The organism is Streptomyces sp. GS7 (genome assembly GCF_009834125.1).
Lineage (GTDB): Bacteria > Actinomycetota > Actinomycetes > Streptomycetales > Streptomycetaceae > Streptomyces.
In genome coordinates this window covers 4,072,294-4,093,431 of record NZ_CP047146.1, presented here as the reverse complement: position 1 = coordinate 4,093,431, position 21,138 = coordinate 4,072,294, and the positions used below count along the sequence as shown (strand labels likewise).

Below are 21,138 nucleotides of genomic sequence, written 5' to 3'. Positions count from 1 at the left end.
GCACAGCGCCCTGAGGGCACATCCCACTGGCGGTCTGGCCGGCCCCTGCCCCAGGCCCTTCGGCCCCATGCGCGCAGCGGCGGGTTCCGTGATCCTGGAGATGGCGCGAGGCGCCGGAGGGAACCGCGATGACGTGGGAGACAATTCGTAAGGACGCCACGCCGGAGGTGGCGCCGAATCTCGCCGACTACGCACGGGAACGCTCGGAGTTCACCTGGTCCCGGGCGCGGACGAGCCTGGACGGTCTGCCCTGCGGTCGCGGGCTGAACATGGCGTACGAGGCCGTCGATCGCCATGCGGGACCGGTACGTGGCGGCAAGGTCGCGCTGCGGTGCATCGCGCGTGATGACACCGTCAGCACCGTCACGTACGCCGAGTTGGCCCGCCGCACGGCGCGTTTCGCCAACGTCCTGCGGTCCCTCGGAGTCTGCCGCGGTGACAGGGTGTTCACCTTGCTCGGCAGGTGTCCAGAGCTGTACACATCCGTGCTCGGCACCCTGAAGAACACCAGTGTGCTCTGTCCGCTCTTCTCCGCGTTCGGGCCCGACCCGGTCGAACAGCGCCTACGGCTCGGTGACGCCCGGGTGCTGGTCACCACGGCCGCCCTGTACCGGCACAAGGTCGCGGACCGCAGGCCGGAGCTCCCCGGGCTCGCGTACGTTCTCATCGTCGGGCCTGGTGCCGAGGAGCTGCCCGGTACGGTCTCGTTCGACGCGCTCATGGCCGCTGCACCCGAGCAGTTCGCCATCCCGCCGACCTCGCCCGAGGACATGGCGCTGCTGCACTTCACGAGCGGAACCACCGGCACCCCGAAGGGCGCGATCCACGTCCACGATGCCGTCGTCGCCCACCACGCCACGGCCGCCTACGCGCTGGACCTGCACCCCGAGGACGTGTACTGGTGCACCGCCGACCCGGGCTGGGTCACCGGCATGTCGTACGGCATCATCGCTCCGCTCGCCCACGGCGTGACGGTGGTGGTCGACGAGGGGGACTACGACGCCCTGCGCTGGTACCGCATCCTCGGCGAGCAGCGGGTCAGCGTCTGGTACACCGCGCCCACGGCACTGCGCATGCTCATGCGCACCGCTCCGCGGCAGCAATCCCGCGACCCGCACGTCGTACACGACCTGCCGGACCTGCGCTTCGTCGCATCCGTCGGCGAGCCCCTCAACCCCGAAGCCGTGGTCTGGGGCCAGTCAGCACTGGGCCTGCCCGTCCACGACAACTGGTGGCAGACCGAGACCGGTTGCATCATGATCGCCAACTTCGCCGCCTCCGAGATCCGGCCCGGCTCGATGGGCCGACCACTGCCGGGCGTCCAGGCCACGGTGCTGGAGCGTGGCGAGGACGGCCGCGCGCTCATCACCGATGGCAGGGTGAAGGAGGTCCAAACCCCGAACGTGGCGGGCGAGTTGGCACTGCGTCCCAGCTGGCCCTCCATGTTCCGCGGATATCTGCACGACAAGGAGCGCTACGAGGCGGCGTTCGCCGGCGGCTGGTACCTCACCGGAGACCTGACCAGGCGGGACGAGGACGGCTGGTACTGGTTCGTCGGCCGGGCCGACGACGTCATCAAGTCGGCGGGACACCTGATCGGCCCCTTCGAGGTGGAGAGCGCACTGATGGAACATCCGGCCGTCGCCGAGGTCGGGGTGATCGGGCGGCCGGACCCCATGGCCGGGAACATCGTCAAGGCATTCGTCTCGTTGCGGCCCGGCACCGAGCCGACGGCCGCACTCAAGCGTGAGCTGCTGGCCTTCGGCCGCCGGCGGCTGGGCTCCGCCGTCGCTCCCCGGGAGATCGCCTTCGACCAGAACCTGCCCAAGACCCGAAGCGGCAAGGTGATGCGCCGACTGCTGCGCGCCCGCGAACTCGGGCTGCCCACTGGCGACCTGTCCACGCTGGAGGGATCCGTATGACCCCCGTCCGCGGCACCCGCAAGCGCAAGGCCACGATCGGTGCGACCGAGGCGGCCCGGGCCGAACACCGCGGCGAACTGCTGCACGCCATGCTGCGTATCCGGCGCTTCGAGGAGCGCTGCGTCGAGCTGTACAGCGCCGCCAAGATCCGCGGCTTCGTCCACCTCTACATCGGTGAAGAGGCCGTCGCCGTCGGCGTCAACGAAGCCCTGACCGCCGAGGACGCGGTGGTCTCCACCTACCGCGAGCACGGCCACGCGCTGGCCCGCGGTCTCCCGGCCGAGGCCGTCATGGCCGAGATGTACGGCAAGGCCACCGGGTGCAGCGGGGGCCGCGGCGGGTCCATGCACCTCTTCGACACCGGCCGCCGCTTCTACGGCGGCAACGCGATCGTCGCCGGCGGACTCCCGCTGGCCGCGGGGCTCGCGCTGGCCGACCGCATGCGCGGGCATTTCCGTGTCACCTGCTGCTTCTTCGGCGACGGCGCCTACGCCGAGGGCGAGTTCCACGAGACGGCGAACCTGGCCGCCCTGTGGGGTCTGCCGCTGCTGTTCGTGTGCGAGAACAACCTGTACGCCATGGGCACGGCCCTGCAACGGCACGAGGCGCAGACCGACCTGGCCCTGCGTGCCGCCTCCTACGGCATGGCGGCGTGGGCGGTGGACGGCATGGACGTCGAAGCCGTCGAGCGGGCCGCCCGCCGGGCCACCGAAAGCATCCGGGGCGGCGGCGGACCGCGCTTCCTCGAAATACGCACCTACCGCTTCCGCGCCCACTCCATGTACGACCCGGACCGCTACCGCGACAAGGCGGAGATCGAGCAGTGGAAGACGCGCGACCCGATTGCCCGGCTCACGGACCGCATGCGTGAGGACGCCGAGCCGGTCGAGGCGAAGCTCGCCGAGATCGAACGCCGGATCACCGAAGAGATCGACGCCGCCGTCGACGCGGCCGAGCGGGCGCCGGAGGAGCCGGTCGGCAACCTGTTGCGGTATGTCACCAGTGCTCCCTCGGAGGTGAGGTGACCATGGTCACCGACCGGCCGGACGAGCGGAAGACGACATACCGCGAGGCGATGCGTGAGGCCCTGCGCGAGGCACTGCGCGCCGACGACCGGGTCTTCCTCATGGGCGAGGACGTGGGCCGGTACGGCGGCTGCTTCGGCGTGAGCCTCGGCCTGCTGGAGGAGTTCGGGCCCGAGCGGATCCGTGATACTCCGCTGTCGGAGTCCGCGTTCGTGGGGGCGGGCATCGGCGCGGCGCTGAACGGGATGCGGCCGATCGTCGAGATCATGACCGTCAACTTCAGCCTGCTCGCCCTCGACCAGATCCTCAACAACGCCGCGACCCTGTTGCACATGTCGGGCGGTCAGCTGCCCGTCCCGCTCGTGATCCGCATGACGACGGGCGCCGGCCGGCAGCTCGCGGCCCAGCACTCGCACAGCCTCGAAGGGTGGTACGCGCACATCCCGGGGATCCGGGTGCTCGCCCCGGCGACAATCGAGGACGCACGCCACATGCTCGCCCCGGCACTGAATGACCCCGACCCCGTGCTGATCTTCGAACACGGCAGCCTCTACAACGCCACCGGTGAACTGGCCCCGCGCACCACCCCCGTGGACCTGGACCACGCCGCGATACGCAGACCGGGCACCGCCGTCTCCCTGATCACCTACGGCGGTTCCCTCCCGAAAGCGCTCACCGCGGCGGACGCACTGGCAGCCGACGGCATCGACGCCGAAGTCGTCGACCTGCGCACCCTGCGGCCCCTCGACGACGCGGCCATCGCCGCTTCCGTGGCGCGGACGCACCGCGCGGTGGTCATCGACGAGGCATGGCGCAGCGGCAGCCTCGCCGCGGAGGTGTCCGCGAGGATCGCCGAGGACTCGCTCTACGAACTGGACGCGCCGGTCGAGCGGGTGTGCAGCGCGGAAGTCCCCATCCCGTACGCACGGCTGCTTGAACAGGCCGCCCTCCCACAGACCGCCGACATCGTCGCGGCCGCGCATCGGGCGGTGGACTGACGATGGCCGAGTTCACGATGCCGTCACTGGGCGCCGACATGGACGAGGGGACGTTGCAGGAGTGGTTGGTGCAGGCCGGTGACCCCGTTAGCAAAGGCGATCCGGTCGCGGTCGTCGAGACCGCGAAGTCCACGATCGAGGTGGAGTGCTTCGAGACGGGCAGGATCGGGCAGCTGCTCGTGCCCCCGGGTACGACGGTGCCGGTGGGCACGCCGCTCGCACAGATCGAGCCGAGGGCGGAGGCCGGCACACCCACGAAACCGGAAGCGCCCGCGAAACCCACGCGATCCCCCCGCCTGCCGACGCCAGAGGGGGCAGGACCGACGGCACGGAAATCCCCACGGCGGAAATCAACGCCCCAACCGGCGCCAGCGGCGACGGCCGCTCTCACCGACCGCCACCGCGCCGACCACCCCCACGGCCACGGTGACGAAGGCCCCCTCGTCCGGCACCTCGCCGAGCGGGCGGGCATTGACCTGGACACCGTCCACGGGACGGGTCGTGGCAGGCGTGTCACCCGTGCCGATGTCCAGCGCACCGCTGCGGCAGCGCGGTCGCCCGCCCGGGTCACTCCCTACGCGCGGAGACTGGCCCGCGAACTGGGCATCGATCTCCACGGACTGACAGGCGCCGGCGCGGACGGCACCGTCCGCGCCTCGGACGTCCGCGCGGCGGCTCCCGGCCCGACGGTACCCGCCGAGCCCGAGTCCGACGGCAGCGCACCTGCCCGTCCCTCCGCGGTCCGGAGGGAGACAGGGATGCGCGAGGCCATCGCGGGTCTGATGGCCCGTGCCAACCGGGAGATCCCCCACTACTACCTGTCCACGAGCATCGACATGACCACCGCGATGCACTGGACGCACGAGCACAACCACCACTGCCCCGTAGGCGAACGCCTTCTCCCCGCAGCCCTGTTGCTCAAAGCCGCGGCCCGGGCGGCCCGAGAGGTACCCGAGTTGAACGGCTATTGGATCGACGGCCACTTCACCGCCGGTGACGAGGTGCGCCTGGGCGTGGCGGTGTCCCTGCGCGGCGGCGGGCTCATCGCCCCTGTTCTGCGGAACGCCGACGCTCTCGAACTCCCGGAGCTGATGGCTGAACTGAAGGACCTGGTCGACCGCGCCCGAAACGGCCGGCTACGCGGCTCCGAAGTGTCGGACCCCACCATCACGGTCACCAACCTCGGTGACCAAGGGGTGGAGGTGGTCCTGGGGGTGATCTACCCACCGCAAGTGGCCTTGGTGGGCTTCGGCCGGGTCGTCGAACGACCGTGGGCGGTCAACGGCCTGCTCGGCGTACGGCCGGTGGCCACGGCCACCCTCGCGGCCGACCACCGGGCAACCGACGGTGCCGTCGGGGCCCGCTATCTCACCACCGTCGACCGCCTCTTGCAGAACCCGGAGGAGCTATGAAACACGACGAAGCACTGGACATCGTGAAGGAGTCGTTGGCCGATGTCGTACCGGATGCCGACATCACCACCCTGGGCCCCAACGACACGTTCCGGGATGCGTTGGGAATCGACTCGCTCGACTTCCTGCGCTTCGTCGAGCTCCTCACAGAGCGCACCGGCATTCGGATCGATGACGAGGACACCGCGCACCTCACCACGCTTGGGGACAGCACCAGGTTTCTCGTGGCCCACGCGCAGTGACGGCCGCGACCATCAAGGAAGGCGGAAACATGGCAAGGCGCCTGTCCCACCAGCCCCGCGCGGGGACAGGACGGTCACCAGTCGGAAGCGGGGGCGCCTGGCCCGGCTCTTCCGTGTATTCCCGCGCTCACGTCCGGCTGTCGTGCCGTACCCCGTCGACGGCGCGATTCCGGAAGTGGACGACGAAACAATGCAGCCAGGGAGATGGCAATGGCCTCAGCAGCAGTTCACCAGGTTCGCCGGCCGATCGTGGTCGGCGTGGACCCGGACCCTTCCCTGCGGATGGCTCTGGCCTGGGCAGCGGACGAGGCGGCCCGCCGCCGGACACCGCTGTGCCTGGTCCACGCCGAGGGAGTACCCACCGGTGGCTACCGGAAGACTGAAGTACACCCGTCATGGGAGGAGTGGAACCGGGCACTGCACGAAGCCGGCGAGCGCGTGCTCCAGGGCGCGGTGGCGTTCGTCGAGGACCGGCAACCGCAGGTGCCGCTCTCGGCTCTGCTGGCCGAGGGCACACCGGCATGGGTCCTGCGGGAACAGGCCCGTGAGGCCGCCGAGGTGGTACTGGGTTCCCGTCACCTGGGCCGGGTGGAGGAAGTCTTCACTTCGGCGTCCATCGCGCTACCCGTCATGGCTCATGCCTCCTGCCCGGTTGTCGTGGTACCCGAACCGGAACACATCACCCAGGACCCGTCGTACGTCGTCGTCGGGGTCGACGGCAGCGCGCACTCCGCAGCTGCCGTGGACGTCGCCTTCCAGCACGCCGCCCTGCATGGCGCCGTCCTGAGAGCCGTGTACGTACAGAGCCCGGAGCGGTTCCGTGGGCGGGACGCGCACACCGTGGAAAGCGAATGCCGCAGCCTCCTGTCCGAGACCGTGGCAGGCCGCACCGCGACCTACCCCGAAGTGGAACTGCACCACGAGGTCGTCCTCGGCCACCCGGTGGAAGAACTCGCCAAGGCGTCGGCCCACGCCCTGTGCCTGGTGGTGGGAACCCGCGGGCACGGCGGCTTCACCGGCTTGCTGCTCGGCTCGGTGAGCCAGGGCGTGCTGCGCTACGCACAATGTCCCGTCATCGCCGTACCGCAGCCACGGAAAGACGGCTACTGACGCCGAACGACGACAACCGGGCACGGTGCGTGCTGGGTGCAGTGCTGACCGACGGAACCCAGAAGAGCGCCGGCGAAGCCTCCGTGACCGCGGCTGCCGACCACCAGCAGATCGGCGCCCCTTGCCTGGTCGAGCAGCACCGCGGCAGGCGTGCCGTACGCCAGGACGCTGTGGATCCGGGCCTGTTGCTCCGGCGCCACGGCCTCCTTGACGGCATGGTCGAGGGCTTGGCTCGCCGCGGCTTTCATATCGCTGGCCAGTTCCTGCGGTGCGTCGATCCAGCCGATCGATCCGTACAGCGGCGGATACTCCCATGCCGTCACCGCGTCGACGGTGCTGTCGGTCAGCTCTGCTTGGCGCACTGCCCAGCGCAGGGCCTCCTCCGAGGATTCCGAGCCGTCGACGCCCACGACGATGCGGCCCCGCTCCCTCGACTCTCCGCTCATGGGACCTCCGCCTCCTGGCTTTCCGGCGGCAGCGACCCGCCCTGCCGCCTCGCCCTCAGCGTCTCGTGCGCGGGTGGCACGGCGCATGGGCCGGCCGTCGATGGCACCAGGGCCGCATGGCCCTGCACGGCCGTTCGATCTCCGTGCGAGGTGCCGCGAGCGGACGAGGACGGGACGGTGGGTGCCACGGTCGAGCACCGCAGCGCATCACGGCCCACTGGCCCGTGCACTTGGTGAGGCGGTGAACTGTATGAGTACGCCACTGGTCGTTGGCATCGACGGCCCAGGCGGCGCGCGGAGGGCTGGGCCGCCGAGGAAGCTGCCCTCACGATCCGGGACGAGGACCCGGTCTACGAGGGCTCGCCCACTGGGCCGACCTGCTCCCAGCTGCCACCGAGATCGCCCCCGGGGAAACTCTTGCAGTCGAAGGCGGCAGCAGCCGGTTCTGCCAGGGGCGCGTGTGTCGGCCCGGCGTGCGGGAACGGCCTTGGTTCCGTGGTCTGGAACGCTGCGGAGCTGGCGGCCGGCTGGATCGGGACCTCGTGATGTGCCCGGGGTTTGCCGCAGGGTGGTGGCTAGCCTCGGCCTGCACGCGAGATCCCCTTCGCCGCTTGAGAGGCTGATCGTGCCGGACCCGGGTGTGCTCGCCTTCCCGCAGAACCGCACGTGCCCGTACGAGCCGCCTGGTAGCTACTTCCCCTCGCCGCCCAGGGACCGTTGTCCCGGGTGCGGCTCTGCGACGGGCGTGAAGTCTGGCCCGTGACCGGCTACGAAGCCGCCCGGCGACCGCTGAGCGATCCACGAATCTCCACTGACCGCCAGCATCCCGACTTCCCTTCACCTGGCCCGCGTTTCGAGGCCCTGCGCCACCTCCCCCCTCTGCTGGGACTTCTTCGAATCCCGTCTCCATCTGCTGTTCGTCGGCGCCCCGGACCAGGCCCTGGCAGCGCGCAGCGAGCTGATGGAACACCTCGATGTCCTGCTCACGCACAAGAAGACCTACCAGGGGAAGGGGCTGCTCGACGACCTCATTCAGTAGGCCAGCGGTACAGGCGGTCTGGGCCGCTTCACGCTCGTTTCCGGTCGAGGAGTTCGCCCCCCTAACAGGGGTGTCTGCGGGGGCAGTTCGAGGGGATCTGGATGCCGTGGACCGGCTATAAGCGTCTACACGTCTGTAGTAGATTGCGGCCCGCCAGCTACTTCAGAAGCAGGGAGAGGCCATGGGCCCTACGATGATCAACGGGATACCCGCGCATGCGCTCTTCGTTCACGTCGTGGTCATCCTCGTGCCACTTACCGCGCTTGCACTGGTGTCATGCGCCGCGTGGCCCCGCCTGACCCAGCGGTTCGGACTCGCCCTTCCGGCGCTGGCCGTGGTGACGCTGGTCAGCGTGCCGGTCACCACCCACGCGGGAGAGTGGCTCAAACACCACGTCCCCCGCGACCCTCTGGTACGCCAGCATGCCGAGCTGGGGGATGGCCTCTTGCCATGGACGGTGGGCCTGTTCGCGCTGGCGGTGGCTCTGTGGTGGATGCAGCGCCGCACCGGGGCCGCTCCCCTGGCCGGCACCGGCTCCCCGGCCGCAGTGGCCGAGGGAGAACAGCCAGGTACACGCGCACGGGGTGCCCTGAAGGCGGCTGCGGTAGTGGTGTCGCTGGTGCTGGGGGCCGGTGCGGTCGTGCAGACCTATCGCATCGGGGATTCGGGAGCGCGGGCCGCCTGGCACAACAACTTCTCCACCACGAGCACACCCGAAACCGGAGGCCGGTGAGCGGCAGGCGCGTGCCAATGCCTGCCGCTCCAAGTCCTGTCCGATCGGTCAGAGTGAAGGCAGCTGCCTCGTTGATCAGGGCTTCACATAGGCCCTGGAAGAAGTCCACGGCCCCGGACCGTTCAACGGGCCGGACCGTGCCGGCGTCGATCAGTCCATGTCGCGTCAAGTCGGCCAGCAGCGTGGCCGCGTACACGACCACCTTGGGCGCGGATTCCCGGTTGGCCTTCCCGAAGGACAGGCCAAAGCGACGCGGGCCGACGAACCCCACGGCCGCTACGGCCACCGGGAACGGGTCGTCACCTCCGTCCTTTCAGGCACCGAATGGTGCCTGTCGGCGGGTGAACTCTCCGACGTCGTTGGTCTCGAACCGCCGGAGTACGCAACGGACTTGCTCCGTAGTGAACCGCCAAGGCGGGCCTGCGCGACGTTGTTCCGGAGGCTGCTTCGTAGGCGATGGGGCGAGTTGGCTGTCGAGTTCTTGTCGTTCGTCCGAAGCGGTCGCCGCCATGAAGCCGCCCGCCGGTTCGTCGCGGTACGGGTGCTGCGGGTGAAGGCGCAGCTACAGGCCGCCTGTTGGATTGGATTCAGGAACAGCGGGCCGAGGGTGCGCACGTTCACGGCCACAGGCCGGCAACGCGGCCTCACGCGCGAGGGTCGACCGGTGCGAGCGTCCCGTGTCCGCCCTCGATCGCCTGAGGCGTGGTCAGGCACCCCGCCGTGCAGCAGGATCGAGGTGATGAAGTCCGGGGCCTGACGGGAGCCCATGTGGCCTTCGAGTGTCAGCTCCCATGCGGTTTCGGCCAGGCCGCAGAACGTCGAGGTCAGCCAGGCGGCCGGCATGTCCTTGCGTAGCAGTCCCGAGTCCTGGCCGGGCGACATTTCTCGCAGAGCGTGGACCTGGGCCTGCCCAGTCTCGCCCTTCTCGCCTCCCTGTCCGCCTGCGACGGCAACGGGGACGACGGGGACGAGAACGGCACGCCGGGCCCGTCCGGGCGCAAGAAGGAGATGTCGTCGGCGCCGGGATCAGCGGTCTGGGCGCCGCCCGCTACCTGGCCGACAAGGGCCACGACGTGTCGGTGCTCGAAGCGCGGGACCGGATCGGCGGGCGCATCTGGACCAGTCAACAGTGGTCCGGTGTGCCGCTCGATCTCGGCGCGTCCTGGATCCACGGCATCGACGAGAACCCGATCACCGATCTGGCCAAGAAGGCCGGCGCGAAGACAGTGGTGACCGACCTCGACAGCGCTACCGACTACCTAGCCGACGGCCGGGAGATCGAGGGCGCGCAGGCCCAGGCGCTCCAACGCTGGCAGGAGGCCACCGCCAAGGCGCTGTCCTCATTCCAGAAGGAGGACGACGAGGATGCCTCAATCCGTAGCGTCGTCCAGAACGCGCTGGGCTGGTCCGACCTTTCGAACAGTGTGACGGTCACTACCCACAAAGGCGCCTTCCAAGCCGACCACGTGGTGGTGACGCTGCCGCTGGGTGTGCTGCAAAGCGGAGCGGTCACGTTCGGCCCCGGTCTGCCCCAGCCCAAGACCACCGCTGTCAGCAAGCTCGGCATGGGCGTGCTCAACAAGTGCTACCTTCGCTTCCCCAAGGTGTTCTGGGCGGACACCGGCTGGCTGGAGTACGTGCCGGACGTCGACGAGTACGGACGGTGGGCACAGTGGGTCAACGTCGCCCGCCTCACCGGCCAGCCGGCGCTGCTCGGCTTCAATGCCGCCGACTTCGGCCGCACCATCGGGAGTTGGAGCGCCACCGAGATCGTCGACAGTGCCATGAGCACCCTGAAGACCATCTACGGCAGCGGCATCCCCGCGCCGACGGGCTACCAGATCACCCGCTGTGCCTCCGACCCGTACGCACATGGCTCGTACTCGTTCACCAAGCTCGGCGCCACGTCCGACATGCGTGACCAGCTCGCGGCCAGTGTGGACGGCCGTGTGCACTTCGCCGGCGAGGCGACGGACCGCAAGGACCACGCCACCGTCCACGGCGCCTACCGGTCGGGCCTCCTCGCAGCCAAGAAGATCGCCGGCTGGACCAGCCGACCCCACGACACAACCGGAGTTCGTCCACCAGGTCCCCACCGGGCGGCCGACAACGCCCGCGGGACGGCAGCCCCCGCCGGCGCCTCCCCCGAACACACCGACGGGGCATGCCGAGACCAGCACCGCGCCCGCACGCACCCCTGGCTGCGCAGAGCGGACGGTGCCAGCCCCAGGCTTCGGAAAGGCTTGCGGACACCGCTGATCGCGACGACGACGGCGCTGGTCTTCGGTGGGATTGCCTGGCGGACCCCCGGGGCTGACTCCCAGCGCCCGGCAACCGCTGCGTGGTAGCCCCGGCCCGCTCCTCAGTCCGTACGGGCCGCCTGGGGCACCACCGCCAGCGGCCCCGGCGCGAAGTGTGCCAGCGTGCGGCTGGTGGAGCCCAGCACCATCCCGCGGAAACCGCCCAGCCCACGGGAGCCCACCACCAGGCAGCGTGCCGCGGCAGCCTCCTCGGCCAGCTGCACCGCGGGCTGGCCCATCACCACCTTTTCCCGCACCACGACCTGCGGGTACTTCTCGCGCCACCCGGCAAGTGCCTCCGACACGTCGATGAAGGACTCCTGGACGGCGTCCGGCCAGTCGCCACGGCGCGGCCGTCGCACCTGCACCGCGAGCAGGTCCGCCTCGCTCAACGCGGCTTCCTCGAAGGCGAAGGCCACCGCCGGAGCCGATGCCGGAGAACCGTCCACCCCGACCATCACCGGCCCGAGGGGGTCGTAGCACGAGGTGTCACCGACGACCAGCGCCACCGGGCACGGAGGGTGCCCGACGAGGGACCGGCCGACCGTGGTGAAGGTGACCGCCTCCCCTGGACCGGACACTTGGTGGGTGCCGACCACCAGCAGGGCGGCGTCCTCCGCGGCCTCCCGCAGCACAGCCGCCGGGTGGCCGTCCTCCAGACGCGTCGTGATCCGCAGACCGGGAACCTGCTCGGCCGCGGCGTCCTTGCAGTGCTGCAACAGGTCCCGTCCCGAGGCCCGGAAATGCGAGGCCCAAGCCTGATCCGGTGCATCATGCCGATCCTTCGGCGCGGCTCCGGCGGGCCATTCCTGGGCGTGCACCAGGCACAGCTCCCGGCCACGCCGAGCCGCCGCGTCCGCCGCCCATGCCACCGCAGTCGCGGCCGTCGGCGAGTGGGAGACTCCGACCATCACGGGGTTGCGCGCGTCGTAGCTGCTCATGCTTCATCTCCTTCCGGAGACGGGCCGCCGGAGGGGGCCCGACCGGAACCCTGTGCTTCCAAGCCTGGCGCGCGGGTACCGGCTCCGCCAGGGCCGGGTGGGCCCCCACGAGGTCTGGAGGCCCCCCTTCGCCCCAGCCTGGGATCTTCCGGCGGTCACTCCCGCTCGACTGTCAGGTCGAGGAAGTGGGTGGAGCAGGAGATGCACGGATCGTGGTTGCGGATGACCCGTTCGCACAGCGCGGTCAGCTCGGCGTCGGTGGGGTGACCGCCGGAGTCCAGGCGGTGCTGCACGGCGCGGCGCAGTTCGTGTTCGATCGCGGCCTGGTTCTGGGCGGTCGGCGGGACCAGGGCGGCATCGGTGACGGTCCCGCCGGCGTCGAGGGTGTAGCGGTGGTAGAGGAGGCCGCGGGGTGCCTCGGTCGCGCCGTGGCCGGTGGCCGCCCGCGGAGGGACGTCGATGTACGGGCGGGGCGGCGGCTCGTAGGCGTCGATGAGGCGCAGCGCCTCGCCGACGGCGTAGAGCACCTCGACGGCGCGGACGATGATGCTGCGGAAGGGGTTGCGGCACACCGTCCCCTCGCGGGGGTCGCCGAGCCCGGCCTCGCGGGCGGTGCGGAGCACGTCGGGCGGCAGCCACCGGCCGCTGATGGCGTAGCGGGCGAGCGTGCCGGTCAGGTGGCGGCCCCCGTCGAGCCGTGAGTGCAGGGCGGTGGAGTGCGGGACCTGGGTCTCGATCACGTGCTCGGGAAAGTCGCGGACCGGGAAGGTGCGCAGGGACAGCGCGCGGTCACTGTCCGGCGGCAGGCCCGCGCTGCCCGGGGCCGGCATCGCGGTGGGGGTGCCGGCCCCGATCGCGTAGGTGCCGGGTTCGGCCAGTGCGAGGAAGTCGTGGTCGCAGCCAGCGTCGGGGAAGTCGAAGCCGGCCACCCAGCGCACGGTGGCCTCCGCGGCGTCGCGGGCCCGCCGCAACCGTTCCGCCAGTGGCCGTAGTTCCCCTTTGGCCGGTACGCGGTGGAAGCCGCCGAGGCGGACGTTGACGGGGTGGATGGCGCGCCCGCCGAGCAGTTCCATGACGGCGTTGCCGGTCTGCTTGAGGGCCAACCCGCGTTCGACGTGGGCGGGATGGGTGCGGGCGAGGTCGATGACGCTGTCGTGGCCGAGGAAGTCGGGAGCGTGCAGCAGGTAGATGTGGAGGGTCTGGCTCTCGATCCACTCGCCGCAGTAGAGCAGCCGGCGCAGGGCGGCGAGCTGTCCCTCCACGGTGACGCCGCAGGCGTCCTCGATGGCGCGGCAGGCGCTCATCTGGTAGGCGACCGGGCAGATTCCGCAGACCCGGGAGGTGATGTCGGGCGGCTCCATGTGGGAGCGACCGCGCAGGAACGCCTCGAAGAACCGGGGTGGTTCGTAGATCTTCAGGTGCGCCTCGGTGACCCGGCCGCCGTCGAGGCGCAGGTGCAGCGCGCCCTCGCCCTCCACACGGGCGAGCGAGTCCACGCGCAGCACCTTGGTCTCCCGGTGCGTCACTGCCGGGCCTCCTTCCGCGACTCCGCGTCGAATTCCGGTGCGGCGGTGTTGAAGGTGCGCAGCACCCGCACCACATCGAGGGTGTCCATGCCGTCGCGGCGGAGCAGTGGGATGAACGAGGGGAAGTTGACGGAGTCCGACGGGCCGAAGCAGCCGTAGCAGCCCCGGTCGTACGCGGGGCAGAGCGCACCGCATCCGGCGTGGGTGACCGGTCCCAGGCAGGGGGTGCCGTGGGCGACGGTGACGCAGACCGTGCCGCGGCGCTTGCATTCGAAGCACACGCTGTGGGCGGGGACGTCGGGGGTGCGTCCGGCGAGGTGGGCGGTGATGACCTCGACGAGCTGGCCGCGGTCGATGGGGCAGCCGCGCAGTTCGAAGTCGACGGGGACGTGGGCGCTGATGGGGGTGGAGGTCGCGAGGGTTTCGATGTAGTCGGGCCGGGCGTAGACCGCGGCCCGGAACTCGGCGACATCGGCGTAGTTGCGCAGCGCCTGGACGCCGCCGGCGGTGGCGCAGGCGCCGATGGTGACGAGGCGGCGGGAGGCGGCGCGGATGCGGCGGATCCGTTCGGCGTCCTGCGGTGTGGTGACCGATCCCTCGACCAGGGACAGGTCGTAGGGGCCCGGTCCGGGGGCGCTGGACGCCTCCAGGAAATGGGTGATCCGGACCTGTTCGGCGATGCCGAGGAGTTCGTCCTCGCAGTCGAGCAGCGTGAGCTGGCAGCCGTCGCACGAGGCGAACTTCCACACCGCCAGCTCCGGGCGTCGAACGGGCACGGCCGGATCGGGGTTGGCCGGATCGGGGGTGACCGTCATCTCACAACTCCCTTACCGAGAGCAGGGGTTCGGCGATATCCCAGGGGACGACCGGGCCGTCGCGGCACAGCAACAGCGGACCGAGCTGGCAGTGCCCGCAGTGGCCGGTGCCGCAGTGCATGGTGCGTTCCAAGGAGATCCGGACCCGGTGCGGGGCGAGTCCGCGGTGGACGAGGTCACGGGCGGTGGCCCGCATCATCACCTCCGGTCCGCAGACGAAGGCCGCCGTGTTCGCGGGGTCGAACTCCGACCGGTCCAGCAGGCCCGTGACGACTCCTACGTCCCCCTGCCAGCTGTCATCGGGCCGATCGACGGTCACCTCGACCCGCGCACCGGCGGCCCGCCAGTCATCGAGGTCCCGGGTGCAGAGCAGGTCACCGGGGGTACGGGCGCCAATGAGGACGGTCAGCCGCCCGTACTGCCGGCGTGCGGCGAGCACGGCGCGGACCAGCGGGCGCAGGGGTGCCAGGCCCAGTCCCCCGGCGACGACCAACACGTCGCGTCCTTGGGCGGCGAACAGCTCCCATCCGATGCCGAACGGCCCGCGGACCCCGACCGTCGCGCCGGGCGGCAGGCCCTGCAGGGCACGCGAGACCGCGCCGACCGCGCGGACGGTGTGGGTCAGCCGGTGGCCGTCCACACCACTCGCCGAGAGCGGGATGTCACCGATGCCGAAGGCGTACACCATGGCGAACTGGCCCGGGACGAACGGCGGCAGCGGCGCGGCCACCGGATCGAGGACGATCTCCGCGGTGTCGGAGGTCTCGTCGGTGCGCCCGGCCACCCGGTACACGACCGGCACCGCGTCGGGGCGGGCCGCGGTCACGGCGCCACTTCCCCGGCCCCGGCCTGCCGCACGTCGCCGGGCGGGCCGTACAGGTCCAGCAGGCGGGTACGGCAGGCACGCAGCCGCCGGCCGATCGCCACCGCGGCGACGCACCGGGTGACCGCCAGCCCGAAGGCCGGGTCCGCGTCGATCGCGTCCCGGACCTCCCGGGCATCGAACTCGTACGCCGATACCGGGGCGCGGGTCTGCGCGCCGAGATGCCAGTGGTAGGGCGCGAACAGCCAGGACCAGCCGAGGAGTTCACCTTCACCGAGGGTTTCGACGACAGCCGTGCCGCGGCCCGGCTCGTACACGTCGAGGGCCACGGTCCCGGAGCGGATGACCCAGAACCGGTCGGCCACACCGCCTTCGTCGAAGATCCGCAATCCCGCCGGGAAGGAGACCTCGCGGGCGAAGGCGAGCAGCCGGTCACGGTGTACGGGCGGCAGTGCACCGAAAAAGCCGGGTCGGTCAGTGGTCACGAAGTGTCCTCCCTTGGCCCGCCGCCCGCCGCGCGCTCCGCGTTCAGCGCGTGGGCTTCCTCGGTGATGTCGATGCCGACCGGGCACCAGACGATGCACCGCCCGCAGCCCACGCATCCCGAGCTGCCGAACTGGTCGAACCACGTGCCGAGTTTGTGGGTGGCCCACTGCCGGTAGCGGCTGCGGCCGGAGGCGCGGACCGGCCCGCCCGGGAGATGGGTGAACTCCAGGTCGAAACAGGATTCCCAGCGCCGCCACCGCTCGGCGTGGTCGCCCGTCAGGTCGGTCACGTCCTCAGCCGAGGTACAGAAGCAGGTCGGACAGGCCATGGTGCAGTTGCCGCAGCTCAGGCAACGTGCGGCGACGTCGTTCCAGCGGTCGGCGTCCAGGGTCTCGCGCATCAGCACCTGAAGGTCCACCTCGGGCATGGTGCGGCCCATCCGGTCGGCCGCCGCAGCGACCTTCTCCCGTGCCACGGTGGCGAGCGACGCGTCGGCCGGCAGCTGCGGCAGTTCGGCCAGTACCGATGCGCCCTCGTCGCTACCGGCCCGCGCCCAGAAGCGGTGGCCGCTGTCGTCGACGACCTCGGTCAGCGCCAAGTCGTAGCCGCCGTCGGCGGCTGGGCCGGCGCCCATCGAGGTACAGAAGCAGGTGGCACCTGGTTCGGTGCACTCCACGGCGACCAGGAAGGCCCGTTCGCGACGGGCTCGGTACCGGCTGTCCGTGTGCGGCCCGCCGGCCAGTACCCGGTCCTGCACGGCGATCGCCCGCAGGTCGCAGGGCCGGACGCCGAGGAAGGCGTACGACGGCGGCGGGGTGTCGTCGTCGGTCACGACCCAGGCGCCGTCGGATCCGCGGTCGGCGCTCCACTGCCGCTCGCGCTGCGGGTGCAGGTAGGTCTTCCACGACTGAGGTCCGGCGCTGTGCGCGAACGCCGCTCCGTCCTCGCGGGGCCGCACACGGTAGTGCCCGGCCTCCAACTCCACGCCCCAGCCGTAGGGCAGTTCGTCGCCGTCGGTGAGTTCGGCCAGCACGATCGCTCCGTCGCGCGCGGTAGGGCCGATGACGGTACGGCCTCGCGCGGCGAGGATCCGGATCAGTGCTGCCATCCCGTCGGTCCCGATCACCGCGGTGGGTGCCTCGCCCGTCATCGGCCGCCTTCCGGTGCAGATCACTCCAACGCGGTCAGTATGTGGCCGGTCACCATCTCTGCAGGGGCCGACAGATCGGAGGTGTGCTCCATACAGCGCTGCCTGTACCTCGGACGGCCCCCGGGGGCGCCTTCGGACGGCTCCGCGGCGGCCGGGGCGGGGAAGGACGGACGGCATGGATCGTTCCTCCGGCTCCCCCACACGGATCGCCGTGATCGGCATCGGCAACGACCACCGTCGCGATGACGGCGTGGGGTGGGCGGTGGTGGCCGAACTCGCGCGGCGCCGGCTCCCCCGCGGCGTCGCTCTGTTCCGCACCGATGGGGAACCCGCCCGGCTCATCAGTGCCTGGGAGGGTGCGGACCGGGCGATCGTCGTGGACGCGGCCCGTTCCCGTCCGTCCCGGCCAGGCCACGTCCACCGGTTCCGCATTCACGACGCGCTCTCCCGCAGCCCCTGGAGCGAGACCAGTTCGCATGGTTTCACCCTGGGCGATGCCGTGGAGCTGGCTCGTGTACTAGGTCGGCTGCCGGGGGAACTGCTTGTCTACGCGGTGGAAGCCGCGGACACCGGGCCGGGCACCACCCTGTCGCCGTCGGTCGCCGCCGCCGTTCCCCCGCTGGTCGCACGGATCGAGCACGACCTCGTGCACTGCGGTGGAGCGGCGGATGGCGAAGGCTGAGGTCAGCGTCCGTCCCGCCGTCGCGAGGCGAGAGGACGAAGGGCCGGCCGGCTCATGGGAGAAGGCGCTTCAGCCCTGTCGCGCTCCCGTGGCGCGGGCCGATCCTGGAGGTCGCCACAGGAGGTATGTCATGGCCAGGACCGTCGAGTGGAAGGTACGGCTGCACCTCTTCGAGGAGGGGAGCACCACGAAGGCCCATGTGGTTCTCGACACCGGGGCCACCATGCTCACCGGGCACGGCACCGCCCGGTGCAATCCGCAGGACCCGAACGTCCCCGAGATCGGTGACGAACTGGCCGCCAGCCGCGCGATGAGCGACCTGGCCGGACAACTGGCGCGCACCGCGTCCGACGACCTGGAGGGCGTACGGGAGTCGCTGCGGCGCTCGACGAAGGTGACCACGTGACGCAGGGCCGGTGGTGATCGCTCTGGGATCGCGCCTCGGCCCTGGCCTTCTTTTCCTGTTCCGTCGCCTTGCGACTCAGCTGGGCCGGGTCCGGGTGACGGGGATCTTGGTGGTCTCGCCCTTCGCCGCCTCCAGCGGTACCCGGACGGTGAGGATGCCGTCGGAGTAGTCGGCGGTCGCCCTGTCGCCGCGGGCCCCGGCGGGCAGCCGCACCGCGCGTGCGAACGAGCCGTAGTGGAACTCCGAGCTCTCCTTGGTCTCCGTGCGCTCCTCGCGCTCGGCGCGGATGGTCAGGAAGTCACCCGTGACGTCGATCTCCAGGTTCTTCTCCGGGTCGATGCCCGGCAGCTCCGCCTTGACCTGGTACGCGTCCTCTGCCAGGTGTTCTTCGATGCGGATCTCGTGTGTGCCGAAGTGCCACGGCCCTCCGAGGATCCCGCCTTCCAGCCGGTCGAACACGTCCTGCATCGAGAGGGTGCGTGCCGGGTGCCGTTGCAGTACGTTGCCCATCGTTGCTCCTCAGTCAAGATGGCCCCAGGGCGGTGGAACCCTGCCCCTTGCCGTCGAGCCTGCTCCCCGGCTCCTTGTCGGCCAATGAGCCGATGGGCGCTGGGCCCCGGGCCGAACGGCCCGCGGTACGGCGAAGGAACGACGGTAGTGGCGGTGGCGCATCGCCCTCCGGATCCCGCTCCGGCCCCCGCCAGGGCCCCGCCCGCCGGTGGTTGAGCCGGTCGACCACCGCGGTCACGCCGTCGATCTGCCGCATCATCCGGACCAGGGCAGCCACCTGGCCACTGCTTTCCAGGGACCCTTCCGACAATCACCACACCGTCCCGGACGGAGACGCAGACGCCAGCCGTGTTCAGCCACATCGTCCGCACCACGATCTCGTCGATGGCCTCGTCACGGATCTCCTCGTCGGAGCGGGCAAAGACCCTGAGAACATCGCGCCGGGTGAGCATGCCGACGAGGCGGGCCTCCTCCTCCACGACCGGGAGTCGCTCGATGCGGTACGAGGACATCAGACGGGCGGCTCTGACGACCGAGTCGCCGACGCGGATGGTGTGGGCGGGGCTGGACATCAGATCTGCGCGGAGCGGTCTGGAGAGCCGTCGCCCGTCCGGCGCGCACGTTCCAGGTCCGTGGCCGAGGCGACCCCGAGCACCTTGTCGTCGCGGTGGACCACCGGCACGCCGCTGATGCCGAACTCAGCCGTCAACCGCGCCAGTTCAGCGGCCTACGTCCCGCCGTGCGCGCAGACGACGTCGCCGGTCATGACCACCCCGACCCGTCGCCGCTTCATCTCGGTTCCCTCCTGCGCGCGTCCCGCCGTCCGCCGCCGGCCTCACGGGAGCCGGCGCAGATAGGGGTCGGTCGCCCGGCGCGGCAACAGTCGCACCCGGGCGTCCACGACGGTGCTGCCGTCGGGCCGCGCGATGACCGGGGGGTTTCCGGTACCGGCGCCTGCTGGAAGCATGGCGAGCAGTTCCTGAGCGAGCCCCGTGGGAAGTTCCGGTACGGCCAGCCCCGCGTCGGCGCAGGCGTCGGCAGCCAGGACGCCGGCCCCACCGGCGTTGGAGATCACGGCGACCCGCTCGCCCGCGGGCAGCGGCTGGGAGTGCAGCAGCGCCGCGGTGTCCAGGAGTTCCCCGAGGGTGTGGGCGGCGGTGATACCGGCCTGGGTGAACAGCGCCCTACGGGTCATGGTGGGCGTGGGCGCGGCGGCGGTGTACGAGGCGGCGGCCCGGCGGCCGGCCGCCGACCGTCCGGCGTCGACGGTGAGCACCGGCATGCGCCGGGTGACGCGCCGGGCCGTACGGGAGAAGGCCCGGGGGTTCCCGAACGACTCCAGATGCAGCAGGGCCAGTTCGGTGCGCTCGTCGCACTCCCACCACTGGAGGAGGTCGTTGCCGCTGACATCGCGCTTGTCACCGAGCGAGACGAAGCTGGAGACGCCGATGCCGAGGCGGGAGAGCCCGTCGAGGAGCGCGATGCCGACACCCCCGGACTGCACGGCGACACCGGCGGTGCCGGACAGCGGCCGGCCGACGGCGAAGGTCGCGTCGAGCCGGACGCCCGGTTCCGTGTTGGCGATGCCCAGGCAGTTGGGTCCGACCATCCGCATGCCCCAGCGGCGGCAGGCCGCCGTCAACTCCGCGGTCCGGTCCGCGTCCAGGCCGGCGGTCACCACCACCAGCGCCTTCACCCCGGCCCGGCCGCACTGCGCCGCGACGCCGGGGACGTCCGCCGCCGGTACGGCGATGACGGCGAGGTCGGGCGGCGCCGGCAGGTCGCCGACGGACGAGAACGCGGGGACGTGCAGGACCGCGTGGGCATGCGGGTTGACCGCGTGGAGGAGCCCGCGGAAGTGGCCGCCGCGCAGGTTGCGCAGGACCGCCCGCCCCACCGACCCGGGTCGGGTCCCGGCTCCGACGACCGCGACCGAGCGGGGCCGCAGCAACGGGCGCAGGCTCGCGGTGTCGGCGGTGCGCCCCCGCAGATCCACGGCGGACAGATACCTCTCGTCGGGTTCGAGGCGGATGACACCGTGCACTGTGGTGCCCTCGTACCGCCGGGTGACGCGCAGCCCGAGATCGGCCAGGACGCGGTGGATGGGGTGGTTGTCCGCGAGCAGGTCGGCGGTGAAGGCGGTGACGCCGTTCTCGCGGGCGGTGTGCACGAGGTGCTCCAGCAGCAGGGTGCCCACGCCGCGGCGGTGGCAGTCGTCGGCGACCGCCAGGGCGATATCGGCGGTGGTCGGAGCGTCGCCGGTCTCGTACTCGGCGACACCGACCAGCCGGTCGCCCTGGAAGGCGGCCAAAGTGCGGTGTCCGGGGGTGTCGGGCACGCAGAGCCGGTCGGCCGCCCGTTCACCGGAGCGGCGGCTCACCACGAAGAACCGGCGGCGCAGGCTGTCCGCCGACATCTCGCCGTAGAAGCGCAGCACCTGCGCGCGGTCCTCCGGGCACGCGGGACGCAGCCGGACCGTACTCCCGTCGGCGAGCAGCGCGCACCGCGCGGACCACGGACGCCGTTTCCGTCATCGCACCTCGTCCTTCCCCGGGCCTGGCCGCGCCTCCGC

At 71.2% G+C, this 21,138-nt stretch carries 21 protein-coding genes and 1 pseudogene; 10 read left to right on the top strand and 12 right to left on the bottom strand.

From position 1 onward, the window contains the following. Window positions 1-128 precede the first annotated feature (128 nt). The 6 genes from acsA to GR130_RS17965 all read left to right on the top strand — a co-directional run bounded on the left by acsA (window position 129) and on the right by GR130_RS17965 (window position 6,709). Window positions 129-1,922, top strand: coding sequence for an acetate--CoA ligase (acsA, locus tag GR130_RS17990; protein WP_159505671.1), 1,794 nt, complete (start codon window positions 129-131; stop codon window positions 1,920-1,922). Then, window positions 1,919-2,947 (top strand): pyruvate dehydrogenase (acetyl-transferring) E1 component subunit alpha, encoded by a 1,029-nt coding sequence (gene pdhA, locus GR130_RS17985; protein WP_443043619.1) that lies wholly within the window; start codon window positions 1,919-1,921, stop codon window positions 2,945-2,947. The genes acsA and pdhA overlap by 4 nt, the downstream gene beginning before the upstream one ends. A 2-nt stretch (window positions 2,948-2,949) precedes the next feature. After that, entirely contained in the window at window positions 2,950-3,945 is a 996-nt protein-coding gene (locus GR130_RS17980) for an alpha-ketoacid dehydrogenase subunit beta (RefSeq protein WP_159505670.1), read from the top strand. Between the two features lie 2 nt (window positions 3,946-3,947). Then, the gene (locus GR130_RS17975; RefSeq protein WP_159505669.1) at window positions 3,948-5,357 is read left to right on the top strand and encodes a 2-oxo acid dehydrogenase subunit E2; all 1,410 of its coding nucleotides are present in this window, start codon (window positions 3,948-3,950) and stop codon (window positions 5,355-5,357) included. Continuing rightward, window positions 5,354-5,599, top strand: a complete 246-nt coding sequence (locus tag GR130_RS17970) for an acyl carrier protein (protein ID WP_159505668.1) — start codon at window positions 5,354-5,356, stop codon at window positions 5,597-5,599. The genes GR130_RS17975 and GR130_RS17970 overlap by 4 nt, the downstream gene beginning before the upstream one ends. A 210-nt stretch (window positions 5,600-5,809) precedes the next feature. After that, a complete protein-coding gene (locus tag GR130_RS17965) occupies window positions 5,810-6,709 on the top strand; it encodes a universal stress protein (RefSeq protein ID WP_159505667.1) in 900 nt (299 codons plus the stop codon). Here the strand turns inward: GR130_RS17965 and GR130_RS17960 are convergent. Beyond that, the gene (locus tag GR130_RS17960; protein ID WP_159505666.1) at window positions 6,703-7,155 is read right to left on the bottom strand and encodes a universal stress protein; all 453 of its coding nucleotides are present in this window, start codon (window positions 7,153-7,155) and stop codon (window positions 6,703-6,705) included. The two genes, GR130_RS17965 and GR130_RS17960, sit on opposite strands and share 7 nt — an antisense overlap. A gap of 1,232 nt (window positions 7,156-8,387) precedes the next feature. Between GR130_RS17960 and GR130_RS17955 the strand changes: the two genes are divergently transcribed. Together GR130_RS17955 and GR130_RS41365 are read left to right on the top strand one after the other, a co-directional pair. Beyond that, window positions 8,388-8,927, top strand: coding sequence for a DUF2231 domain-containing protein (locus GR130_RS17955; protein WP_236573130.1), 540 nt, complete (start codon window positions 8,388-8,390; stop codon window positions 8,925-8,927). A gap of 791 nt (window positions 8,928-9,718) precedes the next feature. Beyond that, on the top strand, window positions 9,719-11,275 hold the full coding sequence (locus GR130_RS41365) for a flavin monoamine oxidase family protein (protein ID WP_268977923.1): 1,557 nt from the start codon (window positions 9,719-9,721) through the stop codon (window positions 11,273-11,275). Between the two features lie 14 nt (window positions 11,276-11,289). On the opposite strand, the gene GR130_RS17945 is transcribed toward GR130_RS41365, so the two are convergent. The 6 genes from GR130_RS17945 to GR130_RS17920 all read right to left on the bottom strand — a co-directional run bounded on the left by GR130_RS17945 (window position 11,290) and on the right by GR130_RS17920 (window position 16,968). Next, window positions 11,290-12,168, bottom strand: coding sequence for a universal stress protein (locus tag GR130_RS17945; RefSeq protein WP_159505663.1), 879 nt, complete (start codon window positions 12,166-12,168; stop codon window positions 11,290-11,292). Between the two features lie 155 nt (window positions 12,169-12,323). Further along, complete coding sequence (locus tag GR130_RS17940) at window positions 12,324-13,694, bottom strand: Ni/Fe hydrogenase subunit alpha (protein ID WP_159505662.1); 1,371 nt, start codon at window positions 13,692-13,694, stop codon at window positions 12,324-12,326. Continuing rightward, on the bottom strand, window positions 13,691-14,509 hold the full coding sequence (locus GR130_RS17935) for an oxidoreductase (RefSeq protein ID WP_159505661.1): 819 nt from the start codon (window positions 14,507-14,509) through the stop codon (window positions 13,691-13,693). The genes GR130_RS17940 and GR130_RS17935 overlap by 4 nt, the downstream gene beginning before the upstream one ends. 1 nt (window position 14,510) lies before the next feature. Continuing rightward, the gene (locus GR130_RS17930; RefSeq protein WP_236573128.1) at window positions 14,511-15,335 is read right to left on the bottom strand and encodes an FAD/NAD(P)-binding protein; all 825 of its coding nucleotides are present in this window, start codon (window positions 15,333-15,335) and stop codon (window positions 14,511-14,513) included. Next, entirely contained in the window at window positions 15,332-15,817 is a 486-nt protein-coding gene (locus GR130_RS17925; protein ID WP_201305272.1) for a Crp/Fnr family transcriptional regulator, read from the bottom strand. The genes GR130_RS17930 and GR130_RS17925 overlap by 4 nt, the downstream gene beginning before the upstream one ends. After that, window positions 15,814-16,968: a 4Fe-4S dicluster domain-containing protein gene (locus tag GR130_RS17920; RefSeq protein ID WP_159505659.1), complete on the bottom strand. Its 1,155-nt coding sequence runs from the start codon at window positions 16,966-16,968 to the stop codon at window positions 15,814-15,816. The genes GR130_RS17925 and GR130_RS17920 overlap by 4 nt, the downstream gene beginning before the upstream one ends. Window positions 16,969-17,143: 175 nt before the next feature. Between GR130_RS17920 and GR130_RS17915 the strand changes: the two genes are divergently transcribed. Both GR130_RS17915 and GR130_RS17910 read left to right on the top strand, forming a co-directional pair. Next, window positions 17,144-17,650: a hydrogenase maturation protease gene (locus tag GR130_RS17915; protein WP_159505658.1), complete on the top strand. Its 507-nt coding sequence runs from the start codon at window positions 17,144-17,146 to the stop codon at window positions 17,648-17,650. A gap of 130 nt (window positions 17,651-17,780) precedes the next feature. Continuing rightward, on the top strand, window positions 17,781-18,056 hold the full coding sequence (locus GR130_RS17910) for a DUF1876 domain-containing protein (protein WP_159505657.1): 276 nt from the start codon (window positions 17,781-17,783) through the stop codon (window positions 18,054-18,056). 75 nt (window positions 18,057-18,131) lie between these two features. Here GR130_RS17910 and GR130_RS17905 read toward each other — a convergent pair whose 3' ends face one another. From GR130_RS17905 to GR130_RS17885, 5 genes and pseudogenes are all read right to left on the bottom strand, one after another. Then, complete coding sequence (locus GR130_RS17905; protein WP_159505656.1) at window positions 18,132-18,566, bottom strand: Hsp20/alpha crystallin family protein; 435 nt, start codon at window positions 18,564-18,566, stop codon at window positions 18,132-18,134. 13 nt (window positions 18,567-18,579) lie between these two features. After that, window positions 18,580-18,843 carry a hypothetical protein gene (locus GR130_RS17900; RefSeq protein ID WP_159505655.1) on the bottom strand — a complete coding sequence of 88 codons (264 nt, stop codon included), beginning with the start codon at window positions 18,841-18,843 and terminating at the stop codon, window positions 18,580-18,582. A 199-nt stretch (window positions 18,844-19,042) separates the two neighbouring features. Continuing rightward, window positions 19,043-19,138 (bottom strand): annotated as a pseudogene (locus GR130_RS40570) (CBS domain-containing protein); the annotation flags it as partial. Then, window positions 19,138-19,275: a hypothetical protein gene (locus GR130_RS17890; protein WP_159505654.1), complete on the bottom strand. Its 138-nt coding sequence runs from the start codon at window positions 19,273-19,275 to the stop codon at window positions 19,138-19,140. The pseudogene GR130_RS40570 and the gene GR130_RS17890, both read right to left, overlap by 1 nt. 126 nt (window positions 19,276-19,401) lie before the next feature. Continuing rightward, the gene (locus GR130_RS17885; protein WP_443043618.1) at window positions 19,402-21,003 is read right to left on the bottom strand and encodes a GNAT family N-acetyltransferase; all 1,602 of its coding nucleotides are present in this window, start codon (window positions 21,001-21,003) and stop codon (window positions 19,402-19,404) included. Window positions 21,004-21,138 lie beyond the last annotated feature (135 nt).

Excerpts from the sequence above, each read along its gene's own strand:
- acsA (WP_159505671.1), top strand. The coding sequence starts at position 129 with ATGACGTGGGAGACAATTCGTAAGGACGCCACGCCGGAGGTGGCGCCG.
- pdhA (WP_443043619.1), top strand. The coding sequence starts at position 1,919 with ATGACCCCCGTCCGCGGCACCCGCAAGCGCAAGGCCACGATCGGTGCG.
- GR130_RS17980 (WP_159505670.1), top strand. The coding sequence starts at position 2,950 with ATGGTCACCGACCGGCCGGACGAGCGGAAGACGACATACCGCGAGGCG.
- GR130_RS17975 (WP_159505669.1), top strand. The coding sequence starts at position 3,948 with ATGGCCGAGTTCACGATGCCGTCACTGGGCGCCGACATGGACGAGGGG.
- GR130_RS17970 (WP_159505668.1), top strand. The coding sequence starts at position 5,354 with ATGAAACACGACGAAGCACTGGACATCGTGAAGGAGTCGTTGGCCGAT.
- GR130_RS17965 (WP_159505667.1), top strand. The coding sequence starts at position 5,810 with ATGGCCTCAGCAGCAGTTCACCAGGTTCGCCGGCCGATCGTGGTCGGC.
- GR130_RS17960 (WP_159505666.1), bottom strand. The coding sequence starts at position 7,155 with ATGAGCGGAGAGTCGAGGGAGCGGGGCCGCATCGTCGTGGGCGTCGAC.
- GR130_RS17955 (WP_236573130.1), top strand. The coding sequence starts at position 8,388 with ATGATCAACGGGATACCCGCGCATGCGCTCTTCGTTCACGTCGTGGTC.
- GR130_RS41365 (WP_268977923.1), top strand. The coding sequence starts at position 9,719 with ATGCGGTTTCGGCCAGGCCGCAGAACGTCGAGGTCAGCCAGGCGGCCG.
- GR130_RS17945 (WP_159505663.1), bottom strand. The coding sequence starts at position 12,168 with ATGAGCAGCTACGACGCGCGCAACCCCGTGATGGTCGGAGTCTCCCAC.
- GR130_RS17935 (WP_159505661.1), bottom strand. The coding sequence starts at position 14,509 with ATGACGGTCACCCCCGATCCGGCCAACCCCGATCCGGCCGTGCCCGTT.
- GR130_RS17920 (WP_159505659.1), bottom strand. The coding sequence starts at position 16,968 with ATGACGGGCGAGGCACCCACCGCGGTGATCGGGACCGACGGGATGGCA.
- GR130_RS17915 (WP_159505658.1), top strand. The coding sequence starts at position 17,144 with ATGGATCGTTCCTCCGGCTCCCCCACACGGATCGCCGTGATCGGCATC.
- GR130_RS17910 (WP_159505657.1), top strand. The coding sequence starts at position 17,781 with ATGGCCAGGACCGTCGAGTGGAAGGTACGGCTGCACCTCTTCGAGGAG.
- GR130_RS17905 (WP_159505656.1), bottom strand. The coding sequence starts at position 18,566 with ATGGGCAACGTACTGCAACGGCACCCGGCACGCACCCTCTCGATGCAG.